Genomic DNA, 19,213 nt, shown 5'->3' on the forward strand with positions numbered 1-19,213 from the left:
GTGGAGATCGCCCGCGATAGGCTCGCGAGCCCACTGTCCCGTCTCAAATTCTCAACTGGAGAAATAATATCGAAGCGAGGCGGACAGCCAAGACCCGCCTCACGCCCGAGTTCTATTGAACAGGATATTCTCAGCCAGAGAAATAACGCTGTATCGAGAAGTCGTCTAGTTGCCCATATTTGTTTCAGTCAGTGCCTAATCTTTCTCTTTGACAGATTAACCAAGTCATGGTTATCGTTTGCGTACATACAAAAGCATTCTGAAGAACGAGCGGCCGCGCGGCGGTCGAACTCGCATGCGGAGGCTCATGCCATGTACGATCGCTACGCGACCACCCGCCTGATCGACCTCTGGCTGCAGGAGGACATCGGCTATTGCGACCTGACCGTGCAGGTCATGATCGAGCCGGAGGAGACCGGCGCCTTCGTCATGAATGCCCGCGAGCCGATGGTGGTGTCGGGCATCGAGGTCGCCGCCGAGGTGTTCCGCCGCTATGACCCGCGCTGCGCCGTGACCGTCCGGGTCAAGGACGGCGACCGGGTCGCGGCCGGCCAAGTGCTGCTGGACGTCGGCGGCCCGGCCCAGGCGATCCTGACGGCCGAACGCACCGCCCTGAACATCACCCAGCGCCTGTCGGGCATTGCCACCGAGACCGCGCGCTACGTGGCCGAGATCGCGGGCACCGGGGCCCGGCTGCTGGACACCCGCAAGACCACGCCGGGCCTGCGCGTGCTGGAGAAGCACGCCACGGCCTGCGGCGGCGCCCTCAACCACCGCCTCGGCCTCGACAACGGGGTGATGATCAAGGACAACCACATCGCCGTCTGCGGCAGCATCGCCGCCGCGGTCCGCCGGGCGCGGCGCACCCTGCCGATGCTGACCAAGATCGAGGTCGAGTGCGACTCGCTGGAGCAGGTGGACGAGGCGGTGCTGGCCGGCGCCGACGTCATCATGCTGGACAACATGCCGGTGCCGATCATGCGCCGGGCGGTCGAGACCGTGGCCGGGCGCATCCCGCTGGAGGCCTCGGGCGGGGTGCGGTTCGACACCATCCGCGCCATCGCCCAGACCGGCGTCGACTACATCTCCACCAGCAAGATCACTCAGTCGGCGCCCGCCATGGACATCGGGCTCGACGAAGCCGACCGGGCGGCGGCGTGAGCCCGGGCATCTTCTTCCTGGTGGTGGGGCCCAGCGGGTCGGGCAAGGACACGCTGATCGACGGCGCGCGGGCGATCCTGGCGCCGTCCGGCCGCTATCACTTCGCCCGGCGGGTCATCACCCGCCCGTCGGGGGCGGCCGGCGAGGACCATGACGGCACCACCGAAGAGGCCTTCGCCGCGCTGGAGCAGCAGGGCCGGTTCCTGATCACCTGGCAGGCCCACGGCCTGCATTACGGCCTGCCGATCGAGCTGCTGGAGGCCTGCCGCCAGGGACGGCACGTCATCGCCAACGGCTCCCGCTCCGCCGTGCCGGCGCTGGCCGAGCGGGTGCCGCGCCTGGTGCTGGTCGAGGTCTCGGCCCCTGCCGCGGTGCTGGCGCGCCGCATCGCCGGCCGGGGCCGCGAGGCCGGGGCCGACATCGCGGCCCGGCTGGCCCGGCCGGCGCCCGACCTGTCCGCGGCCTTCGCGGGCGGCGTGCGCGTCGTCCGGGTCGCCAATGACGGCACGCCGGAGGCCGGCATCGCCGCCTTCGTCCGGCTGGTGCAGCAGGAGGCGTCGCGCCTGCGCCTGCGCGCCGTGCCGATCGACACCGGCCGGCAGAACACGGCCTTCCTGCCGCGGCACGGCACCGTGCTGCGGGCGACCGACTATCTCGGCCCCCACAAGATCGACGTGGTCGCCGGCGACCGCAGCATCCGGGCCCAGGTCAATGTGCTGGACGACCCGCGGCTGCTCGACGACGACGAGATCGGCCTGTCGACCGAGGCCTTCGCCGATCTCGGCATGGCGGCGGGCACCGACATCTTCATCCGCCGCACCCCGTCCCCGGAAAGCCGAGGGGCCTTGCAATGCAAGATCCGCGGCGGCGCGCTGGGCGAGGAGCAGTACGCGCAGGTGGTGCGCGACATCGTCGAGGGCCGCTATCCCGACAGCGAGGTCGCGGGCTTCCTGGTGGCCGCCAACCGGGGGCTGAGCGACGACGAGGTGGTGTCGCTGGCCCGGGTGCGCAGCGCCTTCTCGGAACGGATCCGCTGGGACGCGCCCCTGGTGGTGGACAAGCATTCCATGGGCGGCATCCCGGGCAGCCGCATCACCCTGATCGTGGTGCCGATCGTCGCCGCCCACGGCCTGACCATGCCGAAGACCTCGTCGCGGGCGATCACCTCCGCCGCCGGCACCGCGGATGCGATGGAGACCGTCGCCCGGGTCGATCTGAGCGTGGAGGAGGTGCGCCGCACGGTCGCCGCCGCCGGCGCCTGCATCGCCTGGAACGGCCGGCTGAACCATTCGGCGCTGGACGACGTGATGAACGCGATCACCCGGCCGCTGGGGCTCGATTCCAACCGCTGGTCGGTGGCGTCGATCCTGTCGAAGAAGCTGACCGCCGGCTCGACCCATGTGATCGTCGACCTGCCCTACGGCCCCAGCGCCAGGCTGAAGAGCCGGGTCGAGGCGGCCGAGCTGGCCACCCTGTTCGAGACCGTCGGCGCCGGGCTGGGCCTGACCGTCCGCGCCTTCCCGACCGACGGCACGGCCCCGATCGGCCGCGGCATCGGCCCGGCGCTGGAGGTGCGCGACGTGCTGCAGATCCTGGACAACCGCCCGGAGGGGCCGGCCGATCTGCGCGAGAAGGCGCTGTTCTACGCCGGCCGGATCATCGCCTGGGACCCCGCGGTGGGCGACGAGGCGGAAGGCCGCCGCCTGGCCGAGGCGCTGCTGGCCAGCGGCCGGGCGCGCGACGCCTTCGACCGCATCGTCGACGCCCAGGGCCGGCGGGCGGACCCGATCCTGCCCGCGCCGCTGGTCCAGCCGGTTTATGCCGACCGGTCGGGCCCGATCGCGGCGATGGATGGCTGGGCCATCGCCGGCATCGCCCGCCGCGCCGGCGCCCCGTCCGACCCCGGCGCCGGCATCGACCTGCTGTGCCGGGTGGGCGAGGAGGTGCGGGCGGGGCAGGCGCTGTTCCTGATCCGCGCCTCGACGCCGCAGGATCTCGATGCCGCCGCGGCCATGGCCGGGCATCATGCCGGGATCGACATCCGCGAGACCGTCACGGCGGGGGGCGGCAGCAGCGGGGTGTGACGACGTCGCGCGGAAGCGCGGCCGGACGGAAAGCCATAACCGATAAACAAACAGGGACACGGCGATGACAGGAATGGCAGGCAAGGCGATGGCGGCGGTGTTTGCGCTGGCCGCCGCGCTGACCGCACCCGCCCGGGCGGCGGAAATCTCCGTCACCCAATGGGGCACCAGCCTCTACGGCGCGCCCTATGCGGTCGCCATGGAGAAGGGGTTCTTCAAGGAGGCGGGGGTCGACATCACCGGCATCATCGGGTCCGGCGGCGGCGGCACCACGGTGCGCAACATCCTGGCCAGCCCCCTGCCCTATGGCGAGGTGGCGCTGAGCGCCGCGCTGGCGGCCCAGCGCCAGGGGCTGGATGTCGTCATCGTCAACGCCGCCATCCGCAGCGCCGCGGAATCCACCCTGCTGACCATGCCCGATTCCGACATCAAGTCGCTGAAGGACCTTGCCGGCAAGAAGGTCGCCATCACCTCGCCCAAGGGCGTGTCGGAGATGCTGCTGCTGATGGAGCTGCAGAAGGAGGGGGTCGACCCGGCCTCGGTCACCCGCGTCGCCTCCGGCGGCTACAGCAACAGCCTGACCCTGCTGCAGCAGGGCGAGGTCGCCGCGGCCGGGATGATCGAGCCGCTGTCGATCATCCGTAAGGCGGAGTTCCGCACCGTGGCGCGGGCCAAGGACATCCTGCCGGCGATGACCACCGCCGTCGGCATCACCACCCGTGAATTCGCCGAGGCCAATCCCGGCGTGATCAAGGCCATCATCGCCGGCCGCCGCGCCGGCGTGCGGGCGATCTACGCCGACCCCGCGGCGGCGGCGGAGATCGTCGGCCGCACCTTCACCCTCGACCCCAAGGTGGCGCAGGAGGCGGTGGCCAACATGATCGGGCCGCGCTACTGGAGCGAGGGCGAGATCAACCAGGCCGAGCTGGACGAGACCGTGAAGGGCCTGGCGCTGGTCGGCGAGGTGCAGGACGGCGTCGACTGGTCCAAGCTGATCGACACCGCCTACCTGCCGCCCGAACTGCAGGCGAAACAATGAGCGTCACGCCCTTGCCGAAGCCGCAGCGCCGCCCGCCGGCCGGGGAGCCCATGAGCCAGACCGAGGAGCTGCACGTCGTCCTGAAGGGCATCACCCGGGTGTTCGGCGGCCGCAAGCGCGAGAGCCAGATCCACGCGCTCGGGCCGCTGGACCTCGAGCTGCGCCGCGGCGAGTTCTTCTCGGTGGTCGGCCCGTCGGGCTGCGGCAAGTCCACGCTGCTGGACGTGGTGGCCGGGCTGGCGCCGCCCACCACCGGCCAGGCCAGCTTCGAGGGCCGGCCGGTCACCGGCGTGCCCGACGGCATCGGCGTGGTGTTCCAGGAGGACGCGTCCTTCCCCTGGCTGACCGTGCGCGACAACGTCGCCTTCGGGCTGCGCCGGGCCGGGGTCGACGCGGCGGAGATCGCCCGCCGGGTCGATTACGCCATCGGCTTCATGGGCCTGCGCGAATTCGCCGGGGCCCTGCCGCCGCAGCTGTCCGGCGGCATGCGCCAGCGTGTCTGCATCGCCCGCACCCTGGTGCTGCAGCCGCGGCTGATCCTGCTGGACGAGCCGTTCGGCGCGCTGGACCAGCAGACCCGCCTGCTGATGGGCGACGAGCTGCTGCGGCTGTGGCGGGAGACCAACGCCACGGTGCTGCTGATCACCCATTCGCTGGACGAGGCGGCGATGCTGGCCGACCGCGTCGGGGTGATGTCGGCCCGGCCGGGCGTGTTCATCGACTTCGTCGAGACCGGCTGGCCGCGCGACCGCGACAGCCGGGTCATCGCCACCCCGGAATTCGGCGCCATCAACGCGCGGCTTTGGGAAAAGCTGCGGGTCGAATCCCTGAAGCACATGGGCGTGCACTGACCCGAACCCGGAGGCCCCGGCCATGCCGCGCGAAGCCTGGATCCGCCTTGCCGTGATCGTTGCCGCCGTCGCCGTGCTCGAGCTGCTGTGCCGCGGCGGCGCGATCCGGCACACCGCCATCATCCCGCCGTCGGAAATGGCGCAGGCGCTGTGGCGGATCCTCCGCGCCGGCACCTTCAACGCCGATATCCTCACCACCTTCCGCGACATCGCCCTGGCGGCGGCGATCTCGATCGGGCTCGGCTTCGCGTTGGGTGTGGGCATCCATGCCTGGCCGGATCTGCGCCTGGGGCTGGAGCCGATGCTGGCGAGCTATTACGCGGTGCCGACCTTCATCCTGTACCCGGTCTTCATCATCCTGTTCGGGGTGGGCAGCGGCGCGATCACGGCGGTCGCCGTCATGCTGGCCATCGTCGCCATGATCACGGCCACGTTGAACGGGCTGGACCGCATCCCCTCGGCGCTGCGCCGCACCGCCCGGGTGCTGCGCATGGGCCCGCTGTCCACCGCGCTCAGGATCAGCCTGCCGGCCGCCCTGCCCTACCTGTTCACCGGCATGAAGCTGTCGGTGGCCTATGCCGTGATCGGCGTGATCGCGTCGGAGTTCATCCTGTCCGGCTCCGGCATCGGCTACTCCATCGCCTATGCCTACAACAACTTCGACAACCAGACGATGTACGGGCTGATGCTGCTGGTGATCCTGGCCGTGGTCGCGATCAACACCGGGCTGCACATGGTCGACCGCCGGCTGAACGCCCGGCGGGGGCGGTGACGCCATGAGGCAGGCCGTCAGCGTCACCCTCATCGTCGCCGTGTTCCTGGTGCTGTGGCAGGTCCTGCACCTGAGCGCCGGGACCGCCATTCCCGGGCCGGGCGAGACCCTGGACCGGCTGCGCGCCCTGGCCGCCACCCCGGCCTTCTGGGGCCATTGCGCCGAGACCGGCCAGGCCTTCCTGCTGGCGGCGGTGCTGTCGATCGCCGGCGGCCTGGTCCTCGGCGTGCTGCTCGGCAGCCACCGCCTCGCCGGCGGCGTGTCCGAGCCGATCCTGATCAACCTCTACGCCCTGCCGAAGGTGACGCTGTACCCGGTCGTGCTGCTGATCTTCGGCCTGGGGATGTCCGCCAAGGTGGCGTTCGGGGTGATGCACGGGATGATCCCGCTGGCCCTCTTCACCATGAACGCCATCCTGCAGACCAAGCCGGTCTATCGCCGCACCGCCAGCGTGATGCGGCTGACGCCGTGGCAGGCGGCCAGCACCGTGATCCTGCCGGCGATCGTGCCGGAGGTGATGTCTGGGGTGCAGATCGCGGTGTCGCTGGCGCTGCTGGGCGTGCTGATCGGCGAGCTGTTCGCGTCGCAGCGCGGCCTGGGCTTCCTGGCGCGGCACGCCATGGAGCTGGGCGACATGCCGACCGTGCTGGCCGTCGCCGCCACCCTGATCGTCTTCGCCCTGGCGCTCAACGCCGCGCTGCGCCGTCTGGCCAGGATCTGGTCCTAGGGCGCCTCGGCCATGGCGCGGCCGTCGCGGGCGACGACGCGGCCGCCCTTCACCACCAGCCGTCGCGGCGGATGGCCGGCCACCGCCTCGGCGACGGTCTCGGCCTCGACCAGCACGAAATCGGCGCGGCAGCCGGCCTCGATGCCGTAGCCGTCCAGCGCCATCACCGCCGCGCCGCCATGGGTGCAGATGTCGAGCGCCAGCTGCAGCTCGTCGTCGCGGCGCAGGTTGTTGCGCATGCCGACGAACATCGCCCGTTCCAGCATGTCGCCGGTGCCGTAGGGACCCCAGGTGTCGCGGATGCCGTCATTGCCGGCGCAGATCGTGACGCCCGCCGCGGCCAGGCGCTTGACCGGCGGCGCGTCGACCGAGGCCGGCCCGGTGGTCATGATGTGGATGCCGGCCTCGCGCAGCCCCTCGATCAGCCTGTCCACCGCGGCCACATCCGGCATGCCCAGGCAGAAGGCGTGGCTGAGCGTCACCCGCCCCTGCAGCCCGAGCGCCTTGGTGCGCTCGATCGTCAGCTCGACCGCGAAGGCGCCGAGTTCGCCGCCCTCGTGCAGATGGATGTCGATCGGTTTGCCGAAGCTGTCCGCCAGGCCGAAGACGGTGTCGAGATGCCCCTTGGGATCGCGGTCGATGCCCGACGGGTCCAGGCCGCCGACGACATCCGCGCCCTGCCGCAGGGCATCGGCCATCAGCCCGACCGTCCCCGGGCGCACCAGCATGCCGCTTTGCGGGAAGGCGACGATCTCGATGTCGACGATGTCGCGATACCGCTCGCGCGTCGCCATCACCCCTTCGATGCCGGCCAGCCCGACCTCGGTGTCGACATCGACATGGCTGCGGATATGGGTGGTGCCGTGGCCGACCGAGAGCACGACCTGCCGCGCGGATTGCCGGGCGGGGTCGATGCCCAGCGTCCGCTTCATCGTCCGTTCGTTGTCGATCCTGTCGATCAGCCGGGGCCCGACCTCGTTGCGGTACCAGCCCATGCCGTACAGCGTCTTGTCGAGATGGGTGTGCGCCTCGACCAGGCCCGGCAGCATCAGGGCACCGCCGCCATCGACCACGGCGGCCCCGGCGGGCGCCGGTTCCCCGGCGGGAACGATGCGGCCGTCGCGGACCAGGATGTCGGTGGCCGCCCGGCCCGCCGGCCGGACATTGGTGAACAGGGTGGCTGAAGCCATCGGATGCATCCTTCGATCAGCGGGCCGGGAGCGTCGCACGACGCCCCTACCGAATACTGCCGTCGAGCGTCCGAGACCATGTCCTGGATGCATGGTCGAACGGCAGCATCCCCCGGTATCACTTCGAGGTGGGCTTCACTTCATCGTCGGCATCACGAATTCGGCGCCGGCGCGGATGCCGGTGGGCCAGCGGGTGGTGATCGTCTTCATCCGGGTGTAGAAGCGCACGCCTTCCGGCCCGTGCATGTGGTGGTCGCCGAACAGCGACGACTTCCAGCCGCCGAAGGAATGGAAGGCCATCGGCACCGGAATCGGCACGTTGATGCCGATCATGCCGACCTGGATCTGGTGGGCGAATTCGCGCGCGGCGTCGCCGTCGCGGGTGAAGATCGCGGTGCCGTTGGCGAATTCATGGCGGTTGATCCAGCCGGCCGCGGTCTCGTAGTCCGGCGCCCGGGCGACCGACAGGACCGGCCCGAAGATCTCCTCGCGATAGATCTTCATGTCGGTGGTGACGTGGTCGAACAGGCTGCCGCCGATGAAGTAGCCGTCCTCATAGCCCTGGCGGCGGAAGTCGCGCCCGTCGACCACCAGCTTCGCCCCTTCGGCGACGCCGGAGTCGATGTAGCCGCGCACCTTGTCGAGATGCTGCCGGGTGACCAGCGGCCCCATCTCGGCCTCCGGATCGGTGCCGGGGCCGATGGCCAGGGCACGGACCCGCGGCTCCAGCCGGGCCAGCAGGGCCTCGGCGGTCTTCTCGCCGACCGGGACGGCGACGGAGATCGCCATGCAGCGCTCGCCGGCGGAGCCGTAGGCGGCGCCCATCAGCGCATCGACCGCCTGGTCGAGATCGGCGTCGGGCATGATGATCATGTGGTTCTTGGCGCCGCCGAGCGCCTGGCAGCGCTTTCCGGTCCGCGCCGCGGTCTCGTAGATGTACCGCGCGATCGGGGTGGAGCCGACGAAGCTGATCGCCGAGATGTCGGGGTCGAACAGCAGCGCGTCGACCGCCTGCTTGTCGCCCTGGACGACGTTGAACACGCCGTCGGGCAGCCCGGCCTCCGTCAGCCATTCGGCCAGCAGCAGCGAGGCCGAGGGGTCGCGCTCCGACGGCTTCAGGATGAAGCAGTTGCCGCAGGCCAGCGCCACCGGGAACATCCACATCGGCACCATGGCCGGGAAGTTGAACGGGGTGATGCCGGCGACGATGCCGAGCGGCTGGCGCAGCGAGTGGCTGTCGACCCGGGTGCCGACATTCTCGGTGATCTCGCCCTTGAGCAGCTGCGGCGCGGCGGTCGCGAACTCGACCACCTCGATGCCGCGCTGGACCTCGCCCTTGGCGTCGCTGAGCACCTTGCCGTGCTCGGCGGTGATGGCGGCGGCCAGCTCGTCGGTCCGCTCCTCCAGGATGCGCAGGAAGCGATTGAGGATGCGGGCGCGGCGCAGCGGCGTGGTGCCGGCCCAGTCCGGGAACGCCTGCTTCGCCGAAGCCACCGCGGCGCGGACGTCGTCGACCGAGGCCAGGGCGACGGTGCCGCTCTGCACACCCGTGGCGGGGTTGAAGACTGGCACGGTCCGCCCGCTGCTGCCGGGAACCCGGCGGCCGCCGATGAAATGGTGAATCTCGGTTGGCATCACGGCATCTCCTGCTCCAGTCCGGCCCGGCGGGCGGAGGGGATGTCATCCCGCTTTACCCGGCGCGCATCAATGGCCAGGATCGAGCAACCATTGTGCGGGATTTGAAGCCATGGACTGGGACCACCTGCGCGTCTTCCTGGCGATCGCCCGGCATGGCCAGCTGCTGGCGGCGTCGCGCAAGCTCGGGCTCAACCACGCCACGGTGGCCCGGCGGCTGGACGCGCTGGAGGCCGATCTCGGCACCGTGCTGTTCGACCGCCGGCCGGCGGGGTCGGTGCTGACCCAGGCCGGCGACCGGCTACTGCCGGTGGCCGAGGGCATCGAGACCGCGCTGCTGGGCGCGGCGGAAGGGCTGCGCGACGACGAGGCCGAGGTCGCCGGCACGGTGCGGATCGGCGCGCCCGACGGTCTGGGCAACTATTTCCTGGCGCGGGAGCTCGGCATCTTCGCCCGGCAATACCCCAATCTGACGATCGAGCTGGTGCCCCTGCCCCGCAGCTTTTCCCTGTCGCGGCGCGAGGCGGACCTGGCCATCGGCCTCGACCGGCCGGTGGAGGGAAGGCTGATCGTGTCCCGCCTGGCCGATTACAGCCTGGGGGTCTATGCCTCCGCCGGCTATCTCGCCGCGGCGGGGACGCCTGATACCGTGGACGCGCTGGCGGACCACATGGTCGTGACCGGGGTCGAGGACTACGCCTACGCCCCGGCCCTGGACTATGTCACGGTGCTGGAGGACCGGTCGCGCCGACGGTTCCGCTGCGCCAGCGTGATGGGCCAGATGGAGGCGGTGCGGGCCGATGCCGGCATCGGTATCCTGCATGATTTCGCCGCCGCCGAAGTGCCCGGCCTGACCCGGATCCTGCCGGAGGTCGGATTCCGCCGCAGCTACTTCATGCTGTCGCATCCGGACACCGCCGGGCTGCGCCGCGTCGCGATCTGCCGGCGCTTCCTCGCCCGCCGCTTCGAGGAGGAGCGCCAGCGGTTCCTGCCGGGATGTCCTCGACGGCCGGATCGCGAATGAATGCGCCGCGGGGCCGGAGGCAGCGGCCGGCCGTGATCGAGAAGGGCGGCGGCGTCCGCTGCAACGGCGCCATCGACAGCCGTTCGGGCTCGGGCGAAGCGCTCGGCTGCTGACACGCAGGCCACATCGGAGCCATGATCGGGCGGGGCGCCTCGGGATCCGGGGCGCCCTTTTCATCGCTCTCGACACGGATTCGACGATGGCACCGGACGACCCGAAGACGATCGCCGACGGCATCACCATCGGCCCGGACGGTGTGCCGCGCTGTTCCTGGCACTTCGACATGCCCGATCATCCCGATTACCACGACCGCGAATGGGGCCGGCCGGTCGGCGACGACCAGCGCCTGTTCGAGAAGATCTGCCTCGAAGGCTTCCAGTCCGGCCTGTCCTGGCTGACCATCCTGCGCAAGCGCGAGAGCTTCCGGGAGGCGTTCGCGGATTTCGAGATCGAGCGGGTGGCCGGCTTCACGGAGACCGATGTCGAGCGCCTGCTCGGCAACCCCGGCATCATCCGCAACCGGGCCAAGATCCTGTCCACCATCAACAACGCCCGGCGGGCGCGCGAACTGATCCAGGAGGCCGGCTCGCTCGGCGGCTGGCTCTGGGCGTTCGAGCCGGGCCCGGAGGAGCGGCCGCGGGTGATGGACCTGCAGTATTGGCGGTCGAACCCGACCAGCCCGGCCTCCGAGCGCCTGTCGAAGGCCTTGAAGACGCGCGGCTGGACCTTTGTCGGCCCGACCACGATCTACGCCTTCATGCAGGCCATGGGCTTGGTGAACGACCATCTGGAGGGCTGCGCCTGCCGGCCCCGCATCGAGGAGGCACGACAGGCCTTCGCCAAGCCCGCCAAGAGACCGTCTGTAAATGCTACTGGCACGGCCATCTGACGGCGGCTTCTGCGCTTCCGGTGCTCACGGACTCAAACGTCCGCTGCGCGCCGGTTCTCGAAACCACCGCCAGCCGACTCCCGTCAGCGCATTTCCAAACGATCTCTTAGGCCAAGCACCATCCGGCGATCAGACGGCGGCCGCTTTCCGGCCCCGGGGAGCCTTGGCCGGCACGGCGGCAGCCTTCTGCGGCGCCGGCGGCGATGCGCGCCGGGTGCCGAGGCCGATCGACTTCGCCAGAGAGCTGCGCTGCTGCGCGTAGGCCGGTGCGACCATCGGGTAGTCCGCCGGCAGACCCCAGCGCTCGCGATACTGCTCAGGCGTCAGGTTGTAGGCGGAAGACAGATGACGCTTCAGCATCTTCAGCTTCTTGCCGTCCTCGAGGCAGATGATCCACTCCGCCGTCACCGACTTCTTGATCGGCACGGCCGGCTGCGGCCGCTCCGCCGCCACCGGCGCGGCCGGCTTGTCGAGATCATGCAAGGATGCGTAGACCTGGGCGATCAGCGCCGGCAAGTCGCTCAGCGCGACGCTGTTGTTCGAAACATGTGCAGAGACGATCTGCACTGTCAGTCGCCGGGTTTCATCCGCGGCAGCCGCCGTCGATGTCGCGGCGCCATTCTCACTCATTCAAACTGCTCCGTACCAGAGGTTCACGCTGTGATAATACCGGATCGCGTTCAATACAGCTTGAATATAGTTAACAAATGGCCCGGGCGGTAGTCCGGACTGTTATTTAATATCCTTTTGTGCAGCGAGAGATCCGTCGGGCGGCGGCAATCCCTGCCCTGGCCCTCCCCTTCCCGAAGGCGCCGGGCGTGAAAAAGCCGTCGCCGCCGCAGAGGATCGGGACCGCCGATTACCGGAAGGTCTGGAGGAGAGGATCGAAGGCGTAGTCGAGCACCGTCCGGCTGCCGGTGGTGATCGAGACCTCGGCCGGCGTGCCGGCGGAGAGTTCGACGCCTGGCGCCACCTGCTTCACCACGGCCGGGTCGACCTCGATCTTGGCCAGGAAATAGGCGCGCCCGGTCTTCTCATCCACGGTGCTGTTGGCGGCGACATAGATCAGCCGGCCCGCCACCCGCGGCACGCTGCGGTGGCTGTAGGCGACGAAACGGACCAGTGCCGGCTGGCCCTCGCGCACCACATCGATGTCGTTGGGCTGGACCTGGACGTCGAGCACCACCTTCGCGCTCTTCGGCACGATCTCCAGGATCGGCGCGCCGGGCGCGACCACGCCGCCGACCGTGTGGAACTTCCGCCCGGTGACGGTGCCGTCGAGCGGCGCCACGATGCGGGTGCGGACGACCACGTCGCCGCTGGAGCGCATCCTCTCCTCCAGCGCCGCCAGTTCCTTCTGCGTCTTGGCGCGCTCGCTCGCGACCTTGTCGCGGAAGTCGCTGTCCAGCGCCAGCATCCGCATCTCGCTTTCGCCGACGGTCTGTTCGGCCCTGGCGATGGATGACAGGGCGGAGGCCTTCTCGCCGATCAGCCGGGCCTGGCCGCGCTGCAGCTGCAGCAAGCGCGGGCGCCGTTCCAACCCCTTCTCGACCAGGGGCGCCACCGCGTCGATCTCCTGCTGGATCAGCTCCATCTGGATGTCCGCGGCCCGGATCTGGCCCTTCAGCCCGACGATTTCCGAACGGCTCTGGGCGATGCGCTGCGCCAGGACCGACTTCTGGCCCACGATCGATTCGCGACGGAAGGTGAACTGGTCCTGCTGCGCCCTGACCAGGGCCGCGGCCGCGGGATTCGACGGGGTCTCGTTCAGCATGGCCTCGGGCCATGCGATGGCGGCCGCGCTGGTCTGTTCCGCATCCAGGCGGGCAATGGTGGCGACGGCGGCCAGGCGCTGCATCCGCACCATGTCGTAGGTCGCCCTGTCGCGCGTGGCATCGAGCACCAGCAGGGTGTCGCCCGCCTTGACCTCGTCGCCGTCGCGCACCGCCAGTTCGCGGATGATGCCGCCTTCGAGATGCTGCACCGTGCGCCGGTTGCCCTCGGGGCTGACCTGCCCGTTCGCGACCGCGGCGGCGGCCAGCGGCGTTAACGCGGCCCAGACGCCGGCCCCCACGACGAACACGGCGATGACGGCACCGCCGATCAGGCTCACGCGGTTCAGGCGCCGGGCGTTCTGCCGCAGCGCCGCCGTCTCCTCCTTCCGCGAAGCAGACAGAAGGGCGCTGCCGGGGATGGCCGGCAGGTTGGGCTTTCCGGGCTCCTGAGGGATCAGTGACATGGTCGGAGCGTCCTTCTGCGCGGCGGCGACATCGGCAATCGGCGATCCCTCGGACGAATGCGTCTCGTCTTCACGTCACGGGATCGATCGGCCGGCCTCATCTCAAAAATCTCTGTCCGAATCGCAAGTCGTAAATGCTCGTTCTGCCGGGTGTCTATCAGACCATCTTGTCATATCCGCGGCGGGCGGCACCACAACAAGCCGATCATACCAACCTTCACCGGCGACGTTACGTCGGTAATGCGTTTCCGCCGGCGCTGAAACTCCGCCGTAGCAGGGCCCGGTCAATTTCACAGTAGGATAGAGGCTTTCCCGCCGCCGCAAGGCGTGACCTCGGGAACCGGCCGGCGGGCCGTACGTTGATGATCTTGGAGAGGTGGTCGACCCGATGCGATCCGTTCCAGCCACCGAGGCGCTGCCCACGCCCCGCGATGCCGTGTCGGCCGCGAACGCCCGGCCGGCGGTGCGGGCCTTCTTCGATCCGCGCACCTGCAGCCTGCAATACGTCGTCGCCGACCGGTCGACCGGGGATTGCGCGATCATCGACCCGGTGCTGGATTTCGACGAGCGGTCCGGCGCGGTCGCGACCCACAGCGCGGACGGGATCCTGGCCCATGTCGAACAGGCGGGGCTGCGCGTCGCCTGGATCCTGGACACCCATCCGCATGCCGACCATTTCTCCGCCGCCGCCTATCTGAAGGCGAAGACCGGCGCGCCGACGGCGATCGGCGAGAAGATCGTCGCGGTCCAGGCGCTGTGGCGTGAGATCTACAATTTGCCGGAGCTGCCGGCCGACGGATCGTCCTGGGACCGGCTGTTCCACGACGGCGAGGTGTTCCGCATCGGCGGCCTGGAGGCGCGGGTTCTGCACTCGCCCGGGCACACGCTGGCGTCGATCACCTATGTCGTCGGCGATGCCGCCTTCATCCACGACACCCTGTTCATGCCCGATGGCGGGACCGCGCGCGCCGACTTCCCCGGCGGCGATGCCCGGCGCCTGTGGGCCTCGATCCAGCAGATCCTGGCGCTGCCGGACGACACCCGCCTGTTCACCGGGCACGACTACCAGCCGGGCGGGCGCGAGCCGCGGTGGAAGAGCAGCGTCGCCGAACAGCGGCTGGGCAACGCCCATGTCGCAGGCAAGACCGAGGCGGAGTATGTGGCGTTCCGGAAGGCACGCGACCGGCTGCTGCCGATGCCCGGGCTGATCCTGCCGGCGATGCAGGTCAACCTGCGCGGCGGGCGGCTGCCGGAGCCGGAGGACAACGGCCGGCGCTATCTGAAGATCCCGATCGACGCGCTGCCGGGTGCGGCCTGGGAGTGATGCCGGAGACGGGTGGCGGCACGGCGCGTCCGCTCCCGGCGTCAGTTGGTGGCGGACACCGCCAGCGGCTGCTCCAGACCGCCGGACAGCGGCGGAGATGCCACGGCGTCCCGGGCATGCAGCGCGTCGCTGCCGGTCCCCGCCTGGATGAAGATCGCGACCACCACGCCGAGCAGCACGGTCAGGGTCGTCGTCAGCAGGAAGCCCTGTCCATCGGCGGATTCTTCCGCCGCCACGGCTTCGCGCGGGATGGATCGGGCCAGCAGCAGGCCGGTGGCGATGCCGACGGCGGTCATGCCGACGATCAGGGCCGCCACCCCGCCGATCTGCCGAAGCCCCACCGGCGCGGGATCCAGGGCGAGCGTCCGGACCACCGCCAGCATGAAGCCCACGGCAAAGCCGACCGCGGCCGACCTGGTCACCACCACCGTCCGCTGCTTCATCGCATCGGGCTGCCCGCGGCGCCCGGACCGGGTCGGCACAGTGTCCCGCAGGACGGCGCCGGATGGACCGGCCGTCGCCGACGACAAATCGCCCCCGGCCATTCCGTCCCGGATCCGGGACGGAATGGCCGGGCGGGTGGAAAATCGCGCTTCCGGCGCCGGTGTGGAAGTTGCCCTCTTCAGGCGTGCCATGGCCAAACCCGGTGGTTCTCGAGTCAGGCCGGGCGGGTGCTGAATTCACCCGCCCGGCCACCTGCCTTCACGTCGTCCGTGCCCGTGATCGCCCCCGTATTGCGTTCGGCTCGTCCCTGCACGTCCGCATGGGCAGGGTTCGGCCGGAAACCCGTGGTGGTTTGCGTCACCCGGCCGGATACGTTGGGCCGAGCGATCGATTTGCCGAATTCACGGGTCTTTACAGGTAATCCATTGTTTGGTTTCCAGCACCGAAGACGATCGTGAAGAAGCTCGATCGGCGCCTCGACATGGAAATAAAGAGAAACTGGCGCGCTTTTTAGTAAACTTCTGATTCGAGCAGCACCTTCGCGAGCATCAAGATCTGGACCGACCCACATGGATCAGACGCACACTTCAAGCCTGATTGCGGAACCTAAAAAAGGGGGGTCGCCCCCCCTATTTGCGATAAGGTTTCGCCGCCTCAGGGAATTCGGGACGATGCTTCGATGATTCCGGCTGAACAGACCTCTCGCGCCTTGGTGATCGAGGACCAGGATCTGATGCGCCTGGCCTTGATCCATGAACTCAAGGCGGTGCTGAAGGACTGCATCGTCCAGGGGGCCGCAACCTGGGAATCCGCGTCCCGGCTGCTGAAGGACCATGATTTCGACCTCGTCATCATCGATCCGGGACTGCCGGGATTCGACCCGACGTCGCCGCTCGACCGCCTGACGGTCGTGAAGGAGGTGGTCGAGGCATGCCCGAATGCCCTGCACATCGTCGTCACCGGATCCGACACGCCGGAGGAAGGCGAGAAGTGCAGGCGACTCGGGGCGAACGCCTATGTCGGCAAGACCGGCCTCGATCGCGACACGCTGATCAGCATCCTGCAGAACATCTCGGAAACCGGGTTCTCCCTGTCCCTGTCCGAGGTCAAGGAGCGCACGCCGGAGTTCTACTATTCCGGATTGACGCCCCGCGAGCAGGAGATCATCGATTTCATGCGGCGCCGGCCGCGGGGCGCCAAGCGCCGCGAGATCTACGAGCAGATGGGCGACCAGTTCGGCATCGATCCCTACACGGTCGAGAAGTACTACAAGCAGGCCCGCGCCAAGCTGATCAAGAACGGACTCTTCCCCAAAGGTGCCTGATGATGGTGATTTCGCCGGCTGCGCAGGGAATCGGGAGCTTCGCGAGACCCAGGATGTCGAGGCTTGTGCCGCCGGCCATGGCGGCCGCCGCCGCGATGCTGGCGGCTTTGCTGGTTGGCGCCGCCCAGGCGGCCCCGGCCGGCCATGACGACCCGCAGGTGCTGCGCATCGAGGACGCGGCGGGGCAGCCGACGACGACATACGGGCTGGAGCGGCTGAAGCGCGACTTCCCCCAGCGCGAGCTGGACACGCGGACGCCCTGGACCGCGGCGGGGGAAAGCATCCGCTACCGCGGGCCGGAGCTCAAGGACGTGCTGGCCGGCAACGGCCTGGGCGACGTGCCCTCGATCGAAGCCTCCGCCTATGACGATTTCGTCACCACCATCCGGATGGACGAGATCGACACCTACAAGCCCATCCTGGCCCTGGAACGGGCGTGCTCCGCCGACGACCACAAGGCCGGCCGCTGCAAGGACGGCGAAGATTTCAGGCCGCTGACCTTGGACGATTCCGGCCCCTATTCCATCATCTGGCCTTACGACAAGCTGCCCAGTTCCTACGTGCCCGGGCGGAACTCGATCTGGGTCTGGTTCGTCACGGCGCTGCGCCCCGCCTCATGATCCGGACGCCGCGATGGTGGCTGGAGCTGTTCCCCTACCTGGCGCTGGCCGTCGCCATATCCCTGAGTTCGTGGTCGTTCATGCGGTCGGAGCACTACCGCGAAGAGACCGACATGCTGCTCACCCAATCCTATGAGATCGAGTGGCGGGGCTCCCAGGTCCGCGAGCGGCTGGCAAACATCATCGGATACCTGAAGATCGCCATCGCCACCGGGGAGCGGGAGCCGCGGCTGGTGCAGGAGATCGGGCTGCTGCAGTTCAACATCGTGGCGCTGAAGAACCTGGAATACGCCGACCACTTTCTCGATCCGAAGGATTTCGACCGGCTCGACAACAGCCTGACCATGATCCGGGCGAACATCAATCCGGCCCTGGCGGATGGCGGCCAGGACCTGAACGTCCTGGCCTGGGTGTCCGCGATCCAGGAGGACATGTTCCACGTCTCCGGCACCGCCGGCGCGCACAGCCGCACCCTGACCGAGACGGCGCAGATCGAGGAGAATGCGCTGCGCAACACGGCGATCTTCGCCCTGGCGCTGTCTGCGGTGATCGTCGTCGGCGTCGTCATCCACCAGAGGGCCGCCTTCGCGCAGCGGAAGGATCGGCAGATCCGCTCCTTCTCCTCGCTGTTCGCGCATATGACGCGGTCCCGCGTGTCCGCCCTGGCGCTGTTCATCGGACGCCTGGCCGACACCACCACGCCCGACCCGGAGATGGTGGCCGCGGCGGTGCGCGCGGCGAAGGAGCTGGACGCCATCAATGACGGGCTGCTGAAGATCGCCTATGCCGGTAAGCCGGCGCGACGGGTGGCGCTCAAGGCCATCCTGGACGCCATCCGCCTGGACCATGGCGACCGGATCCGCCTCGACATTCCCGACGAGGCGCAGGACGCGCCGGTCGCGTTCCCGCAGCTTCACCTGATCCTGGACGAATTGATCCGGAACGCCGAACACGCCGTGGCCGCCGCCGGGCGGGCGGCGCCCAGCGTGGTTCTCCGCGGTCGCCTGGCGCCGCGGTTCCCGTTCGGGCGCCGGCTGATCCTGGAAGTGGTCGACAACGGCGTCGGGATGACCTCGGCGGTCCGCGAGAAGGCCCTGGAGCCGTTCTTTTCGACCCGGGCGGGAAGCCATGTCGGCCTGGGCCTGACCGGCTGCGCCGAGATGGTGAAGACGCTGGGCGGCCGGTTCGCCATCCAGTCGATGGAGAACATCGGCACCACGGTGCGGATCAGCTATCCGATCGCCCGGGACGCCGGGATGCCGGCCTGACCGGCGCGCCGTACGGCCGGGAAACGCCCCCGGCCGTACGGCGCGATCGGCCGTTACTTCGCGGCGGCCTTGCGCGGACGCCGGGCCTTGGCCGGTGCGGGCGGCGGTGCGACCACCTCGACCGGGCGTCGGGTGCCGAGGCCGATGCTCTTCGCCAGCGTGCTGCGCTGCTTGGCATAGTTCGGCGCGACCATCGGATAGTCGGCCGGCAGACCCCAGCGGTCACGATACTCGTCAGGCGTCATGCCGTAGGCGGCCTGCAAATGCCGCTTCAGCATTTTCAGCTTCTTGCCGTCCTCGAGGCAAATGATGTAGTCGGGCCGCACCGACTTCTTGATCGGCACCGCCGGTTCCGGCCGGCTCGGCACCGGTTCGGACGGCGTGCCAAGACCATTCAGGGCCTCGTAGACCTGCCCGATAAGACCAGCCAGGTCGCTGACCGCGACGTTGTTGTGCGAAACATGGGCCGCGACGATCTGCGCGGTCAGCTTGCGCGTCTCATTTGTCGAACTCGGCTTCAAATCACTGGAGACGTCTGCAGGCATCAAATCTCTCCGCCAGAATGGATGTAGAATAGATATCGCATTTGGCCTGCAGGTCCAGACAAATGTGGGATAAGACA

The 19,213-nt window shown here is 69.2% G+C and carries 18 protein-coding genes; 12 read left to right on the forward strand and 6 right to left on the reverse strand.

The genetic code is table 11. The features are described from left to right. The first annotated feature begins 312 nt into the window (after positions 1 to 312). From nadC to AB4112_RS25690, 6 genes are all read left to right on the forward strand, one after another. Positions 313 to 1,161 carry a carboxylating nicotinate-nucleotide diphosphorylase gene (gene nadC / locus AB4112_RS25665; RefSeq protein ID WP_309798331.1) on the forward strand — a complete coding sequence of 283 codons (849 nt, stop codon included), beginning with the start codon at positions 313 to 315 and terminating at the stop codon, positions 1,159 to 1,161. Further along, complete coding sequence (gene phnN, locus AB4112_RS25670) at positions 1,158 to 3,245, forward strand: phosphonate metabolism protein/1,5-bisphosphokinase (PRPP-forming) PhnN (protein WP_441723798.1); 2,088 nt, start codon at positions 1,158 to 1,160, stop codon at positions 3,243 to 3,245. Before nadC ends, phnN begins: the two co-directional genes overlap by 4 nt. 64 nt (positions 3,246 to 3,309) lie before the next feature. Then, positions 3,310 to 4,284 carry an ABC transporter substrate-binding protein gene (locus tag AB4112_RS25675; protein WP_309798328.1) on the forward strand — a complete coding sequence of 325 codons (975 nt, stop codon included), beginning with the start codon at positions 3,310 to 3,312 and terminating at the stop codon, positions 4,282 to 4,284. A gap of 50 nt (positions 4,285 to 4,334) precedes the next feature. Beyond that, positions 4,335 to 5,135, forward strand: coding sequence for an ABC transporter ATP-binding protein (locus tag AB4112_RS25680; RefSeq protein ID WP_309798326.1), 801 nt, complete (start codon positions 4,335 to 4,337; stop codon positions 5,133 to 5,135). Positions 5,136 to 5,157: 22 nt separating this feature from the next. Continuing rightward, on the forward strand, positions 5,158 to 5,907 hold the full coding sequence (locus AB4112_RS25685) for an ABC transporter permease (protein WP_441723801.1): 750 nt from the start codon (positions 5,158 to 5,160) through the stop codon (positions 5,905 to 5,907). 4 nt (positions 5,908 to 5,911) lie between these two features. Then, on the forward strand, positions 5,912 to 6,634 hold the full coding sequence (locus AB4112_RS25690) for an ABC transporter permease (protein ID WP_309798322.1): 723 nt from the start codon (positions 5,912 to 5,914) through the stop codon (positions 6,632 to 6,634). On the opposite strand, the gene AB4112_RS25695 is transcribed toward AB4112_RS25690, so the two are convergent. Both AB4112_RS25695 and AB4112_RS25700 read right to left on the reverse strand, forming a co-directional pair. Further along, positions 6,631 to 7,824, reverse strand: a complete 1,194-nt coding sequence (locus AB4112_RS25695; RefSeq protein WP_309798320.1) for an amidohydrolase family protein — start codon at positions 7,822 to 7,824, stop codon at positions 6,631 to 6,633. The two genes, AB4112_RS25690 and AB4112_RS25695, sit on opposite strands and share 4 nt — an antisense overlap. Before the next feature lie 135 nt (positions 7,825 to 7,959). Continuing rightward, a complete protein-coding gene (locus AB4112_RS25700) occupies positions 7,960 to 9,459 on the reverse strand; it encodes a CoA-acylating methylmalonate-semialdehyde dehydrogenase (protein WP_441723803.1) in 1,500 nt (499 codons plus the stop codon). A 112-nt stretch (positions 9,460 to 9,571) separates the two neighbouring features. Here AB4112_RS25700 and AB4112_RS25705 point away from each other — a divergent pair, with 112 nt between their 5' ends. Then, positions 9,572 to 10,483 (forward strand): LysR family transcriptional regulator, encoded by a 912-nt coding sequence (locus tag AB4112_RS25705; protein ID WP_309798317.1) that lies wholly within the window; start codon positions 9,572 to 9,574, stop codon positions 10,481 to 10,483. A gap of 199 nt (positions 10,484 to 10,682) precedes the next feature. Then, a complete protein-coding gene (locus AB4112_RS25710; protein WP_441723806.1) occupies positions 10,683 to 11,372 on the forward strand; it encodes a DNA-3-methyladenine glycosylase I in 690 nt (229 codons plus the stop codon). 129 nt (positions 11,373 to 11,501) lie between these two features. Here AB4112_RS25710 and AB4112_RS25715 read toward each other — a convergent pair whose 3' ends face one another. Both AB4112_RS25715 and AB4112_RS25720 read right to left on the reverse strand, forming a co-directional pair. Next, entirely contained in the window at positions 11,502 to 12,002 is a 501-nt protein-coding gene (locus AB4112_RS25715) for a MucR family transcriptional regulator (RefSeq protein WP_309798313.1), read from the reverse strand. Between the two features lie 229 nt (positions 12,003 to 12,231). After that, the gene (locus AB4112_RS25720) at positions 12,232 to 13,611 is read right to left on the reverse strand and encodes an HlyD family type I secretion periplasmic adaptor subunit (RefSeq protein ID WP_309798312.1); all 1,380 of its coding nucleotides are present in this window, start codon (positions 13,609 to 13,611) and stop codon (positions 12,232 to 12,234) included. A 388-nt stretch (positions 13,612 to 13,999) separates the two neighbouring features. Between AB4112_RS25720 and AB4112_RS25725 the strand changes: the two genes are divergently transcribed. Next, positions 14,000 to 14,935 carry an MBL fold metallo-hydrolase gene (locus AB4112_RS25725; protein WP_309798310.1) on the forward strand — a complete coding sequence of 312 codons (936 nt, stop codon included), beginning with the start codon at positions 14,000 to 14,002 and terminating at the stop codon, positions 14,933 to 14,935. Positions 14,936 to 14,976: 41 nt separating this feature from the next. Here AB4112_RS25725 and AB4112_RS25730 read toward each other — a convergent pair whose 3' ends face one another. After that, positions 14,977 to 15,378, reverse strand: a complete 402-nt coding sequence (locus AB4112_RS25730) for a hypothetical protein (protein WP_309798308.1) — start codon at positions 15,376 to 15,378, stop codon at positions 14,977 to 14,979. A 680-nt stretch (positions 15,379 to 16,058) separates the two neighbouring features. Here AB4112_RS25730 and AB4112_RS25735 point away from each other — a divergent pair. Genes AB4112_RS25735 through AB4112_RS25745 form a run of 3 tightly spaced genes read left to right on the forward strand, consistent with a single transcriptional unit; the run spans position 16,059 to position 18,591 of the window. Beyond that, the gene (locus tag AB4112_RS25735) at positions 16,059 to 16,703 is read left to right on the forward strand and encodes a response regulator transcription factor (protein ID WP_309798304.1); all 645 of its coding nucleotides are present in this window, start codon (positions 16,059 to 16,061) and stop codon (positions 16,701 to 16,703) included. A gap of 53 nt (positions 16,704 to 16,756) precedes the next feature. Beyond that, positions 16,757 to 17,323, forward strand: a complete 567-nt coding sequence (locus AB4112_RS25740; protein WP_441723810.1) for a hypothetical protein — start codon at positions 16,757 to 16,759, stop codon at positions 17,321 to 17,323. Continuing rightward, complete coding sequence (locus AB4112_RS25745; protein ID WP_441723812.1) at positions 17,320 to 18,591, forward strand: sensor histidine kinase; 1,272 nt, start codon at positions 17,320 to 17,322, stop codon at positions 18,589 to 18,591. The genes AB4112_RS25740 and AB4112_RS25745 overlap by 4 nt, the downstream gene beginning before the upstream one ends. Before the next feature lie 53 nt (positions 18,592 to 18,644). On the opposite strand, the gene AB4112_RS25750 is transcribed toward AB4112_RS25745, so the two are convergent. Further along, complete coding sequence (locus tag AB4112_RS25750; RefSeq protein ID WP_441723814.1) at positions 18,645 to 19,136, reverse strand: MucR family transcriptional regulator; 492 nt, start codon at positions 19,134 to 19,136, stop codon at positions 18,645 to 18,647. Between the last annotated feature and the right edge of the window lie 77 nt (positions 19,137 to 19,213).

Source organism: Inquilinus sp. 2KB_23 (assembly GCF_052115705.1).
In the GTDB taxonomy this organism is placed as follows: domain Bacteria; phylum Pseudomonadota; class Alphaproteobacteria; order DSM-16000; family Inquilinaceae; genus Inquilinus; species Inquilinus ginsengisoli_A.

Excerpts from the sequence above, each read along its gene's own strand:
- AB4112_RS25680 (WP_309798326.1), top strand. The coding sequence starts at position 4,335 with ATGAGCCAGACCGAGGAGCTGCACGTCGTCCTGAAGGGCATCACCCGG.
- AB4112_RS25735 (WP_309798304.1), top strand. The coding sequence starts at position 16,059 with ATGATTCCGGCTGAACAGACCTCTCGCGCCTTGGTGATCGAGGACCAG.
- AB4112_RS25740 (WP_441723810.1), top strand. The coding sequence starts at position 16,757 with ATGTCGAGGCTTGTGCCGCCGGCCATGGCGGCCGCCGCCGCGATGCTG.
- AB4112_RS25705 (WP_309798317.1), top strand. The coding sequence starts at position 9,572 with ATGGACTGGGACCACCTGCGCGTCTTCCTGGCGATCGCCCGGCATGGC.
- nadC (WP_309798331.1), top strand. The coding sequence starts at position 313 with ATGTACGATCGCTACGCGACCACCCGCCTGATCGACCTCTGGCTGCAG.
- AB4112_RS25710 (WP_441723806.1), top strand. The coding sequence starts at position 10,683 with ATGGCACCGGACGACCCGAAGACGATCGCCGACGGCATCACCATCGGC.
- AB4112_RS25725 (WP_309798310.1), top strand. The coding sequence starts at position 14,000 with ATGCGATCCGTTCCAGCCACCGAGGCGCTGCCCACGCCCCGCGATGCC.
- AB4112_RS25675 (WP_309798328.1), top strand. The coding sequence starts at position 3,310 with ATGACAGGAATGGCAGGCAAGGCGATGGCGGCGGTGTTTGCGCTGGCC.
- AB4112_RS25720 (WP_309798312.1), bottom strand. The coding sequence starts at position 13,611 with ATGTCACTGATCCCTCAGGAGCCCGGAAAGCCCAACCTGCCGGCCATC.
- AB4112_RS25745 (WP_441723812.1), top strand. The coding sequence starts at position 17,320 with ATGATCCGGACGCCGCGATGGTGGCTGGAGCTGTTCCCCTACCTGGCG.
- AB4112_RS25685 (WP_441723801.1), top strand. The coding sequence starts at position 5,158 with ATGCCGCGCGAAGCCTGGATCCGCCTTGCCGTGATCGTTGCCGCCGTC.
- AB4112_RS25695 (WP_309798320.1), bottom strand. The coding sequence starts at position 7,824 with ATGGCTTCAGCCACCCTGTTCACCAATGTCCGGCCGGCGGGCCGGGCG.
- AB4112_RS25715 (WP_309798313.1), bottom strand. The coding sequence starts at position 12,002 with ATGAGTGAGAATGGCGCCGCGACATCGACGGCGGCTGCCGCGGATGAA.
- AB4112_RS25690 (WP_309798322.1), top strand. The coding sequence starts at position 5,912 with ATGAGGCAGGCCGTCAGCGTCACCCTCATCGTCGCCGTGTTCCTGGTG.
- AB4112_RS25750 (WP_441723814.1), bottom strand. The coding sequence starts at position 19,136 with ATGCCTGCAGACGTCTCCAGTGATTTGAAGCCGAGTTCGACAAATGAG.
- AB4112_RS25700 (WP_441723803.1), bottom strand. The coding sequence starts at position 9,459 with ATGCCAACCGAGATTCACCATTTCATCGGCGGCCGCCGGGTTCCCGGC.
- AB4112_RS25730 (WP_309798308.1), bottom strand. The coding sequence starts at position 15,378 with ATGAAGCAGCGGACGGTGGTGGTGACCAGGTCGGCCGCGGTCGGCTTT.